The following is a 12,692-nucleotide window of genomic DNA, read 5'->3' on the forward strand; positions in this document are numbered from 1 at the left end:
GGGTCATAACAAATCCTCCTGTACAAAATTTTCTTGGTCGAAAACATTGTAACATGGGATTCGTATGACCCCTTTTCTTTTTACACAATTATATAGACTCTATCCATTTTGAAGAAGAATCCTGATGAAAAAGTCGAATAACCCGAAGTAATAAACATTTTGAAGAAGAATCCTGATGAAAAAGTCGAATAACCCAAAGTAATAAACATTTTGAAGAAGAATCGCGATCCAAAAGTCGAATAACCCCAGTGCCATGCCATATGTTAATTTCCACAATCCAAAAGATAACCGTCATATGTTAGTATTACCCTAAATAAACACCATCTCTTATCATGCTGACAGCCCTTTAAAAAACTCACCAATAATCTTTTATCTATTCGAATCCATCACGGAAATCCACCATCCTGTAACTCGTTTGCAACCCAGCATCTTATAGTAGTAATTATAATTTGCTTGGGAAAGGAAGATGCGCCTGTGAGGTGGGATATAGATTGGATTGAGAAGCGTGCGCAGCTAACACCATTTAAAAGTGCGATTATTGACGGAGATACACAGAAGCGTTGGTCGTATAGAGAGATAAATCAACGAGCCCATTCACTCGCATGTTTTTTTATGGAACAAGGCATTAAAAAGGGTGATCGAGTTGCTCTATTAAGTCCAAATGATATAAGCTATTTTGATTTTATATTTGCATGTTTAAAAATTGGCGCGATTTTTGTACCCCTTAATTGGCGACTCTCAGTACATGAATTAAATCAAATTATTGAAGACTGCACACCTAAGCTTTTAGGATATCATTCACGGTTCAATGATTTGATGAATGAAGAACTTGCTAGTATTCAAGTTGATCATCAAGACTATGAAGCTATCTTTATAAACCAAGAACTAGCATACGCAATTAATGTAGATGAGACCCATCCGTGGACGATTATATATACAGGTGGAACGACTGGGAAATCAAAAGGTGTTGTCTTAACTCACGCTAACATTCAATGGAATGCCCTCAATACCATTGTGAGTTGGAATTTATCAGCAGACGATGTGACGTTAACGTATTTACCGATGTTTCATACTGGGGGATTAAATGCATTAACCATACCTATCCTTGTGATGGGGGGAACGGTCTTGTTTTCAAGGGATTTTGATGCGGAAAATGCGATACATTTAATAGAAAAAGAGAGCTGTACCATTCTACTAATGGTGCCGACCATGTATCATTTGATTTCACAAACGACAGCTTTTGAGAAGGCAACTTTTCAATCTGTAAAGACGTTTCTATCGGGTGGGGCACCTTGTCCATTAACGATTTATGAGGCCTTTTCGAAAAAAGGCATTGCCTTTAAAGAAGGATATGGTTTAACGGAGGCAGGACCAAACAATTTTTATATTGATCCAAATGAAGCAAAAAAACGAAATGGATCTATTGGTAAGCCGATGATGTTTAATAAAGTGAAAATCTTAAAGACTGACGGGTCAAGTGCAAATGTAAATGAAGTCGGAGAGCTTCTGTTAGATGGTAACCATGTATTTGACCATTATTGGAACAACAAAGAAGCAACAAGACAAACTATTATCGATGGCTGGCTACATACGGGTGATTTAGCCAAATTTGATGAGGAAGGGTATTTTTACATTGTAGGCAGAAAAAAAGAAATGATTATTACAGGTGGAGAAAATGTGTATCCACTAGAAGTGGAGCAATGTATTCAAAATCATCCGGCTGTTTTTGAGGTCGCAGTGGTTGGATTAGCCCATCCTAAATGGGGAGAAGCGGTGACTGCTTTTATCTCCGTCTTACCAGGACAATCATTAACGCTAGAAGAAATTCAACAGTTCTGTCTATCAAAACTAGGGAAATATAAAGTACCGAAGTATTTCAATATAATGCGGGAATTACCCAAAACACACGTAGGAAAAATAGATAAGAAATATCTTCAAACAGAATATCAATCGATTGTTAGTTAGAAAAGAACTAAAAGGATCAACATCATCATGTTGATCCTTTTAGCTTTACTACTGCGCCAAGAGTTGTGGCAACACATACAGCAATTGTCAACGGAAGATTGACTTTCATTAGACTGCACCCATGCAGCCAGCTTTTTGGCTTTAGGGATAATTACACCAATCGCGACTTAAACGATGAGTGATCCTATTAGCCATAATGCGAGAAAAGAACCATATTTTCCGAAAATGACTAATGTAATACCGAATACTTCAGCTAAAGTACCACCACCAATTTTCGGTAAGAAATTTAAGTAGTTATGGAATATTGGAGATTGATTTTTCAATACAGGACAAGACCGAATAAGGTTGGCCCCATCCCAATGATGGCAGATCAATCATGAATGAGAACTAATGAACTAATACTTAATATAGCTCTCCTTTCCTAATAAGAGTTATTTTATGGTTCGATTGGAAAGGAAATTTTCCGAATCAACAATAGGTTGACAATAGATAAAAGCAATAAGGTGAGAATGACAAATTTAAAAGCTAATAGGCTAGTCAATAGAGACCCAAGGCAAGCACCTGTTAACAACGTGAACGAATAAAGTGAAATTGCACTACCTCTTGCAGCATTACCTAATATACCGATAAGCATAATAATGGTTGGGAGTAATAAGCTAATTGCTGCGACTAACAATATGGAAACGAACAGAATGGGAAGAAAGCTCGAGAATATCATAAAAGCCGTTAAACTTACTATGAGCATGATAAGCCCTACTAATAAGCTACCTTTTAATCGTATTTTATGAATAACCCTCCCCCCGTATAAGGATAGAATAGTCCCTATTAATCCAGCTGAGCGTATAACAAATAATTGATTGGGAGTAACCTGGCCAGCAAGATGTGCACCAAGAGTGTCATAAAACGTTACAAAAGTAAGCAATAAGCTAAACGCAATCATGTAGGAATATCGCAAGCTTTGATTTTTTATGAAAAGGATAAACTCTGATACAGGTACGAATGGACCATTCCGAGAATTTCTTGGTCGACTTGGAAGGATTAAAAACGAGGATACGAATAATAAGAAATATACGATGGAGAAAAAATAAAATACAGAGGGCCAGCCAAGCAAGTTTGCTAACGTGCTACTAATGAGTTGGCCGATGATACCTGCAACGAGAAAACCTGTATTAATTAAAGCGAGGACAAGCGTACGATATTTCCCTTCAAACAATTCAAACGTATACGCAAAGGCGACTGGAGCAAATGTTCCTCCAGCGAAACCTTGAATTCCTCTTGTTACTAAAAGTGTTGATGGTTGCTCAGAAAAGGCAACGAAAAGACTCGTTATCGAAAATAAAAGCATACCAATGACAATAACCGTTTTCCGTCCCCACTGATCTGAAATCGGTCCAAATAGTAGTAATCCAACTGCATAACAAAACATAAAAGAGGTACTTCCCCCTACAATAGAAGTGATTGGAGTGCTCCATTCTAACGAAATGATGGGGTAAAGCGGAATTAATGTGTAAATATTGCAAGCTACGAACAAACCCATAAAAATGAGTAAAAAGGAAATAAGATGGTATCGTGCTGTTTGTTGTTTAGGAGTTGAGCCCAAAAAAATCCCACCCTATGTTAAAAATGTGGTGCCTTTTGGTTAATCATTTACGTTACATTATGCAGGCATCACTTGGATGGTAAGTCGTCTTATTTTGAACTTCCAATGGTTGTCCATTGAACAAAAGAAAATACTTCAAGTACAATAGAGTAATAGGAATATAGAATCGAAAGAAAAAGGGGAGATGTCAGGAATGACACTTCATGTCTTAGTAGGAAGATCTGGAAGCGGGAAAACATATGAGATGCTTGAAGAAGTAAGAGAGCATTTACTTACAAAGCCAATGGGAGATCCTATTGTGTATTTAGTTCCTGATCAAATGACCTTCCAAATCGAGTATGATCTCATTACAACACCAGGTATAATAGGTATGCTTAGGGCACAAGTCTTTAGTTTCTCTCGACTTGCGTGGCGTGTTCTGCAGGAAACGGGAGGAATTAGCCGCTATCATTTAGATAATGTCGGGACGAGCATGTTACTTCGAAAAATCATCGAGCACCGAAAGAACGAATTCCTTGTTTTTAAAAAAGCAGCAAATCAATCAGGATTTATTGACCAAATCGAAAGCATGATTAAGGAATGTAAACGCTACTGTGTAACATCAGATTCTATCAAACAACAACTTCAAAATCTTGACGGAAATATAAATGACATCACCTTAACCCATAAATTACATGACTTTTCGATCATATACGAAGAGTTTGAACGACAGCTCTTGCATCAATATGTAGACTCAGAGGATTACTTACGATTACTATCTGAAAAAATACCATACTCAACTTATTTAAAACAGGCAACCATCTATATTGATGGCTTTCATAGCTTTACTCCTCAAGAATTTGAGGTCCTACAGCAACTAATGAAGGTTTCTAAGGAAGTGAAAATTGCCTTAACACTAGAGAAGCCTCTGTCATATCAGCCACATGAACTTCATCTATTCCATATGACAGGGAAAACGTATTTACAACTCGTAACCCTTGCAGAAGCAACAGGCACAAAAATGAACATTCATTCTCTTACACAAAATAGAAGAGGCTCAGAAAATAAAGCACTTTCTCATCTAGAATCACATTTCGAATCGCGTCCGACTGTACCATCGAATGATTCATCAACTGTGAAGCTTAGAGCAGCGGGTAACCGAAGAGTAGAGGTAGAAGCAGCAGCGAAAGAAATAATTAGGCTAGTAAGAGAAGAATCGTATCGATACCGTGATATGGCGATTATTTTACGAAATACAAGTTTGTATCATGACCTCCTTGAAACCGTTTTTCAAGAATATGAGATTCCTATTTTCATTGATGAAAAGCGCTCGATGCTTCATCATCCATTGATTGAATTTATACGTTCCGCTATGGAGGTTATCACGGGTAATTGGAGATACGAGTCTGTATTTAGGCTCGTAAAAACAGACATACTTTTTCCAGTTGGGACAGATGAGGCTCAGCTTCGTGAAGAGTTTGATCAACTAGAAAATTATGTACTGGCTTATGGCATTCAATCCAAAAAGTGGAGGGATGCTGGTAAATGGTCGTACTACCGATTTGTAGGAATAGACGATCAAGGCTTAGCAAAAACATCGGCTGAGGTAGAAAAAGAAGAAAAGATAAATGAATTAAAAGATATGATTACAACACCACTTCTGCAGTTTGAAAAAAACCTCAAAACTGCTCATACGGGAAGAGGCTTTGCTGAAGCACTGTACCATCTTCTAGAACAGCTGCAAGTACCTGAAAAGCTGGAAAGCTGGCGGAATGAAGCTGAAAAATCTGGAGATGTAAGTAGATCGAGGGAGCATGATCAAGTTTGGAACGCGGTCATTGACTTACTCGATCAATTTGTGGAACTAATGGGAGAGGAGCCTTTATCATTATCACTTTTCCAATCCATGATGGAGGCAGGCATGGAGTCTCTCCGTTTTGCACTTGTTCCACCTGCCATTGACCAAGTCCTAGTGGGTGACTTTGAGCATTCAAGGTTTTCGCATATAAAAGCAAGCTTCATTTTAGGTGTTACAGATGGTGTCATTCCAGCAGTTCCAAGTGATGAAGGAATCCTTAATGAAGATGAGCGGGATGTCTTATCGAAAACAGGTGTTTCATTGGCACCAGGCAGTAAACAACAGCTATTAGATGAGCAATTTTTGTTATATATGGCTGTATGTTTACCATCTAAGCAGCTATGGCTGTCCTATCCGCTTGCAAATGAGGAAGGGAAGTCTCTCGTTCCTTCCATCTTTATAAAACGAATAAAGGATATTTTTCCTACTTTAAAAGAACAGCTTGTCTTGCAGGATCCAGAGGGTTTACCAATAGACGAGCAACTAGAGTATGTAACAAATCCATTAAAAACAATCTCTTACTTAGCTACACAAATGCAGCAATGGACTCGACATTATCCAATTGCTCCACTATGGTGGGATGTCTATAATACACTTCAAGAGAAAAAGGAGTGGATGCATTTACGTTCAAGGGTGCTTAGTAGCTTATTCTATATAAATAGTGAAAAACCGCTAACCACTAACTTAACGGAGGAGTTATATGGGAAAGAGATGACGGCGAGTGTTTCGAGAATGGAACTCTTTCAAGGATGTTCTTTCGCCCATTTTTCATCATATGGTCTGAAGCTTCAGGAACGTCAAATCTATCGTTTAGAAGCACCTGATATCGGTCAGTTTTTCCATGCTGCCTTAAAAATGATTGCCGATCGAATACAAGAGTACAATTTAACGTGGGGTGAATTAACAAAGAAGCAATGTGAGGACATGGCTCATGAAATCGTTGAAGTGCTAGCACCCCGTATTCAAAAAGAGATTTTACTAAGCTCGAATCGTTATCATTACTTAAAAAGAAAATTAACGCAAGTCATTGGACGAGCTTCGATTATTTTAAGTGAGCATGCAAAAGCCAGCGGGTTTACCCCAGTTGGTTTAGAGTTAGGATTTGGACGAAATGGACAATTGCCATCACTACGATTTAATTTGAAAAATGATGTAAACATGGAGCTTATCGGTAGAATTGATAGAGTCGATGCTGCAAAAGGAAGAAACGGTACGTATTTACGCATTGTTGATTATAAATCTAGTCAAAAGTCTATGAATCTTTCTGAGGTTTATTACGGTCTATCCCTACAAATGTTAACGTATTTAGATATCGTCTTATCAAATGCGAAAGCATGGATTGGTGATGTTGCCATACCAGCAGGGGTTTTATATTTTCATGTTCATAATCCGATTATTAAAGCAAAAGCGGAACTAGATATGGAAGACATTGAAGAAGAATTGCTGAAAAGCTTTAAAATGAAAGGCCTCTTATTAGGGGATGAAGAAGCAGTAAGATTAATGGATACAACTCTAGATTCGGGTCATTCCAAGATTATTTCTGCTGGGCTGAAAAAAACAGGTGGATTTTATGATTATTCCGCGGTTGCAAGTGAAGAAGAATTTAATACGTTACGTAAGCATGTACGAAAAACGTTTGAACAAATTGGAAATACAATGCTTGATGGAAAAGTAGACATTAATCCTTATCAATTGAAAGGGAAAACCCCTTGTACGTATTGTAGCTTTAAAGCATTTTGTCAATTTGATGAATCATTAAGTGAAAATTCATTCAGATTGCTAGAAGCATCAGATGATCAATCGATATTAAAGAAAATCCAAACGGAGGTGAAAGAACATGAAACACTCTATTCCTCCTAAGCCTAGTGACGTGCAGTGGACAGATGATCAATGGAAGGCGATTGCAGCAAGTGGGTCAGATATATTAGTAGCAGCAGCTGCAGGATCCGGAAAAACGGCAGTCCTTGTTGAGCGGATTATACGTAAAGTAATGGATAAGGATCACCCGATTGATGTAGATCGATTACTTATCGTAACCTTCACCAACGCGGCAGCCGCAGAGATGAGGCACCGCATTGGTGAAGCGTTAGAAGAAGCCTTATCAGAAAATCCTGCATCGCTTCATTTGCGAAGGCAACTAAGCTTACTAAACCGTGCACCCATCTCTACCTTGCACTCTTTTTGTTTAGAAGTTATTCGAAAGTATTATTTCATGATTAATATTGATCCATCCTTCCGTATTGCAGAGGATACGGAGGCCGAGCTTCTTCGCGATGAGGTCATGGAAGAGTTGTTTGAGGAACAATATGGAATTGAAGGTAATGAGTCCTTCTTTGATCTTGTTGATAGATACACAGGAGATCGAAGTGACCTTGACTTACAGTTAATGGTTCGTAAGCTATATGATGAATCAAGAGCCCATCCACATCCTCAGCAGTGGTTGAATGAGCTCACCCAGTCCTATCAAGTAACAGAAGAAACGAGTATCAATCATTTAGATTTTATAGAGCCATTACAAAAGGAAATCTCGCTGCAATTAGAGGGTGTAAAGTCATTACTAGTGAAAGCACTTGAGATAACAAGATTCCCAGGGGGACCTGCACCTAGAGCTGTCAATATTGAAGCAGACATTCAGCAAATTCATGAATTACTCCAAGCTCATCAGTCAGGCTGGGAAGTATTATATGATCGAATACAAACTCTTACCTTTAGTACGTTAAAGCCATGTAAAGGTGATGAGTTTGATGAAGGTTTAAAAGACCAAGTAAAAGACATAAGAGAACAAGCGAAAAAAATGCTGAAACAATTGCAAGAGCGTTATTTCACTAGGAGACCAGAATCCTTTGTAAAGGATTTAGTGAAGCTACAACCGTCTGTTCAGGCGCTAGTTTCATTAGTCGTTCAATATGGAGAGCGTTATGAAGTGCTGAAAAAAGAGAAAGGGTTAGTTGACTTTGGTGATTTGGAACACTTCTGCTTGGAAATCCTCTTAACAAAATTAGAGGATGGAAGTACAGTCCCGTCAGATGCTGCTCTATATTTCCAGCGTCACTTTCATGAAGTGCTAGTGGATGAATATCAGGATACGAACTTTGTCCAAGAATCCATCATCGGTCTTGTTACAAAAGGAAATAATCTGTTTATGGTGGGTGACGTTAAACAATCTATCTATAGATTTCGGCTTGCTGAACCAGGGTTATTTTTACGAAAATATAAACAGTTCTCCAGTGATGGCAATGAAATAGGAATGAAGATTGACTTATCGCAAAATTTCCGAAGCCGCAGTGAAGTGCTTGATGGGACAAACTACATTTTCAAACAAATTATGGATGAAACCGTTGGAGAAATTGAATACAACTTTGAGGCAGAACTTAAGTTAGGAGCAGCCTATCCTGAAAGTGCGTTAACAAAAGCTGAATTAATGATCATCCACCAGGATGGTGAGGAAAGAGAGACAGATGAAGAAGAAGCCTTTGATTCTGTTGAATTAGAAACGGTTCAGTTGGAAGCACGAGTCATGGCACAGAAGATAAAAGAGCTTGTTCAAAAGTCTTACCAAGTTTATGATCGAAAACTTGGGAATATGAGACCAATCCATTACCGGGATATTGTCATTTTGCTGCGTTCTATGCCTTGGGCTCCTCAAATTATGGAGGAATTTAAACAGCAAGGGATTCCCATTTATGCTGACCTCTCTACTGGATATTTCCAAGCATCCGAAGTTTCCGTTATGATGTCATTATTGAAGGTCATCGATAATCCGTATCAAGATATTCCACTAGCCGCTGTCTTGCGGTCACCAATTGTGGGTCTAAATGCAAATGAGCTTGCCTATATTAGATCGAAGCATAAAAAAGGTAGCTTCTTTGAAGCGGTAAAAACGTTACTTCAGGAAGGTGTAGCTGAAAAAGAATACCATTTACTTTATGAAAAGTTAATGGAGTTCCATTTAATGCTACAAAAATGGCGTAAGTATGCAAGACAAGGATCATTATCTGATCTTATTTGGAGAATCTATCAAAAAACTGGCTTTTATGACTTTGCTTCGGGCATGCCAGGAGGAAAGCAGCGTCAAGCTAATTTACGAGCACTGTATGATAGGGCAAGACAATATGAATCAACGTCATTTAGAGGGCTATTCCGTTTTCTTCGCTTTATCGAACGATTGCAGGATCGCGGAGATGATTTAGGTGCGGCAAGAGCGTTAGGTGAACAGGAAGATGTAGTCCGAATTATGACTATTCATAAAAGTAAGGGGCTTGAATTTCCAGTCGTATTTGTAGCTGGATTATCAAGACAATTTAATGTTAGAGACTTAAATAGTAACGTCTTACTTCATAAAGATCTTGGCTTCGGAACAAAATTTATTGATCCTAAACTAAGAATAAGCTATCCAACATTGCCACAATTAGCGATAAAACAACAAATGAAAACTGAGATGTTAGCTGAAGAAATGCGTGTGCTTTATGTTGCTTTAACACGTGCCAAGGAGAAGTTGTTTCTCATAGGAGCTGTAAAGGGACTAGAAAAAAAATTAGAGAAATGGTGTAGTCAGCTGGAAAATAAAGACTGGTTGCTTCCAAGCCATGATCGATCAACAGCCAAATGTTATATGGACTGGATTGGTCCAGCTCTTATCAGGCATTCTCATTGTGAGATTTTGAGAAGCAGTTCCACCATACAGACTTCACAGGACATCGAGCATCATCCCTCACAGTGGAGTATCTCCTTGATAGACCCATCTAACCTGGAGGTTCGTAAAGGTGCTGAGAGTGAGCTTGACCAAGATGTGTTGGACGCTATTAAGAATGGTAAAACAGTGCCTATGCAAAGTGAATTAGCTGAGTTGGTATATAACCGCTTAACATGGGAATATCCACATCAACAGGCAGCCACTCATCGATCTAAACAATCAGTATCTGAAATTAAGCGGATGCGAGAGGCACGAGATGTATATAGTGACTCTACCTTAATCAAAACCATGCAAAAGTCCATATCCGAACGACCAAGATTTTTACAAGAAAAGTCTGTAACACCGGCTGAAAAGGGAACAGCTATGCATATGGTGATGCAGCATATCAAATTAGATTCCCCTGTTACTATGGAATCAGTATGCGAACAGTTATCTCTTATGGTGATCAATGAATTGTTAACAAAAGAACAGGCTTCCATGATTGATACAAATAGAGTGGTTGAATTTTTTTCATCCCCGCTAGGAAAGAGAATTCTGCACGCAAAAAATGTCATGAGGGAAGTTCCATTTAGTGTTGGATTACCTTCTAATGAAGCTTATCCAAAGTGGAAAGGTGAGAATGAAATTATACTACTACAAGGTGTCATTGATTTATTATTTGAGGATGACCAAGGGATTGTCCTATTAGACTTTAAAACAGATACAATCACTGGTAAATTCACAGGTGGCATTGAACAAGCGAAAGCTGTATTACATGATCGGTATAAAGTTCAGATCGAGCTTTATAGTAAGGCGATTGAAGGAATATGGAAAAAGCCATTACATGAAAAATATTTGTACTTTTTTGATGGCGGACATTTAATACAATGTTGATTTCAGAGCTCCCTTTTGGGGGCTTTTACCTGTTTTGAGGCAATCTAATAACCTCTAGAAACTGAGAGTATAGATGAGTATAATGCCTAAAAGAGATCCTCCTAGGGAGAAACACTTTTAGGCAATATCTGTTGTTTGTTGGTCATTCAAATCGGGATCAAATGTATTGGTTGCACTAATCCCATTGTTTGTCATAATAAAATCTCCAGTATTAAAAGCACCAGAGCCAGCATTTGTTTTTGACGTATTGACAGGGGAAACATTAAACGAATCTCCAAAATTGATAACTCCCCCACCGACGCTATTGATAACGACTGGTCCTACAATTGAAGGCATATAAAACACCCTTTTGTTTACTAAAATTAGCTCTCATCTTTAGTTTATGAGTTGGGTGTAAATATGTTCATGTTAGATCCTATTCCTCTTCACGTGGTAATAATTGTCGTATATGTTTAATACGAGCTTCAGACTGAATATGGTTAGTTGAGCCGATTTGAAAGATAGACGAGCTCGATAAACCTATAATAGCTGTTGATGAAACAGAAATAACAGGATTTTCATGTATAAAAGTAGTTCGAACATCCTCGTCATGTACAGGTGTTGGGATAGGTTCGGTAAAAATTGGGTACGATGAAAAATCTGCTTCATCATCAAGGAAGTAAGGATATTCACGCTGAACCGCAATTGCCTTTGTATTAGCATCAATTTTGAAGGCGTCTCCAATCTCGAAAATGGAGCTGAACGAAATTGAGTTTACAAAACAATTATTCACGACAGATGTACGATGGTACATAAGCACATTCCCTTCTATAACTACACAAATTCTAGTAGTACCTTATCCTACAGATTAATTTTCCATTGAATGATGCTTTCCCTTATCCCCGTAACGGTACAAAAGGTCCAATAATTAATGATTCTGGGGGTGTGTCAAAGGTAGAAGATAAACAAATGGATTCGGTATCTCCAATTAAAAAAATAGATGAAGTTGATACACCAACGATTCTAATATCATCGACCTTGATTTCTTTATTGACGACAGTAAAATTCATGATTAATCACCATTCCATTCCTTTGGAAGATGTTGAATGAAAGCCGCAAATGCACTTTCAATATCCTGTTTCATTTTTTCAATTACTCGATCCGATGCCTCTTTGGATTGAGATTCATTACTCCATTCATTGGGATGAACTTGTTCTAAATAAAACTGAATACGTCCATCTAACTGTCTGTTTACATCCTGAATCATAAAGTCATAATAGGCATCATTGACTGGGACACCAAGTTTTTCTTGAAGGTTTCTTATTGATTGATATCCATTTTTATTTAAATAATCTTGGATAGCTTTTCTAACATAGCCTTGAACATCTTGTGGAATAGACTTTGGGACACTAAGTTTACCTTGCTTTACAGCGAAGTCTTCAACCTGCTCTGAATGATAAGGATTTAACCCTATGTTTAATGTCCCTTCTAATGTTTCCACTTTCAGTTGGTCAAATTTGTATTCCACTTTTTCTATATTCGTAGCAGGCTTTTTCTTTAGTTCAACTACCTCTTGTTGAAGCGTATTTACTCGATTCTTTAATTGTTCAATTTCTTTTTGTTGCAATCGGAAAAAATGATCTAGTTGCTGTAAATATTCGTAGAAATTATATCCGTTGTTGTACATAAAAGATCACCCTTTTCAATTTCTATTGCTTAATCATCCCATGACGAACTAATCTCTT

The 12,692-nt window shown here is 37.9% G+C and carries 8 protein-coding genes; 3 read left to right on the top strand and 5 right to left on the bottom strand.

What is annotated here, in order from left to right:
• Nucleotides 1–474 precede the first annotated feature (474 nt).
• Nucleotides 475–1,965, top strand: a complete 1,491-nt coding sequence (locus tag ACFSCX_RS01560) for a class I adenylate-forming enzyme family protein (protein WP_377926344.1) — start codon at nucleotides 475–477, stop codon at nucleotides 1,963–1,965.
• A gap of 436 nt (nucleotides 1,966–2,401) precedes the next feature.
• On the opposite strand, the gene ACFSCX_RS01565 is transcribed toward ACFSCX_RS01560, so the two are convergent.
• A complete protein-coding gene (locus ACFSCX_RS01565; RefSeq protein WP_377926345.1) occupies nucleotides 2,402–3,565 on the bottom strand; it encodes an MFS transporter in 1,164 nt (387 codons plus the stop codon).
• 193 nt (nucleotides 3,566–3,758) lie between these two features.
• Between ACFSCX_RS01565 and addB the strand changes: the two genes are divergently transcribed.
• Complete coding sequence (addB, locus tag ACFSCX_RS01570; RefSeq protein WP_377926346.1) at nucleotides 3,759–7,262, top strand: helicase-exonuclease AddAB subunit AddB; 3,504 nt, start codon at nucleotides 3,759–3,761, stop codon at nucleotides 7,260–7,262.
• Nucleotides 7,240–10,968 carry a helicase-exonuclease AddAB subunit AddA gene (gene addA / locus ACFSCX_RS01575; protein ID WP_377926347.1) on the top strand — a complete coding sequence of 1,243 codons (3,729 nt, stop codon included), beginning with the start codon at nucleotides 7,240–7,242 and terminating at the stop codon, nucleotides 10,966–10,968. The genes addB and addA overlap by 23 nt, the downstream gene beginning before the upstream one ends.
• Nucleotides 10,969–11,085: 117 nt before the next feature.
• Here the strand turns inward: addA and ACFSCX_RS01580 are convergent, their stop codons facing one another.
• From ACFSCX_RS01580 to gerPC, 4 genes are all read right to left on the bottom strand, one after another.
• On the bottom strand, nucleotides 11,086–11,304 hold the full coding sequence (locus ACFSCX_RS01580; RefSeq protein ID WP_377926348.1) for a spore germination protein: 219 nt from the start codon (nucleotides 11,302–11,304) through the stop codon (nucleotides 11,086–11,088).
• A gap of 79 nt (nucleotides 11,305–11,383) precedes the next feature.
• Nucleotides 11,384–11,761 (bottom strand): spore germination protein GerPE, encoded by a 378-nt coding sequence (locus ACFSCX_RS01585; RefSeq protein ID WP_377926349.1) that lies wholly within the window; start codon nucleotides 11,759–11,761, stop codon nucleotides 11,384–11,386.
• An 82-nt stretch (nucleotides 11,762–11,843) separates the two neighbouring features.
• Nucleotides 11,844–12,017, bottom strand: a complete 174-nt coding sequence (locus ACFSCX_RS01590) for a spore gernimation protein GerPD (protein ID WP_377926350.1) — start codon at nucleotides 12,015–12,017, stop codon at nucleotides 11,844–11,846.
• Nucleotides 12,018–12,019: 2 nt separating this feature from the next.
• On the bottom strand, nucleotides 12,020–12,634 hold the full coding sequence (gene gerPC / locus ACFSCX_RS01595; protein ID WP_377926351.1) for a spore germination protein GerPC: 615 nt from the start codon (nucleotides 12,632–12,634) through the stop codon (nucleotides 12,020–12,022).
• Nucleotides 12,635–12,692: the final 58 nt, after the last annotated feature.

The sequence above is a fragment of the Bacillus salitolerans genome, from assembly GCF_042680805.1.
GTDB classification, from domain to species: Bacteria; Bacillota; Bacilli; order Bacillales; family SA4; genus Bacillus_CJ; species Bacillus_CJ salitolerans.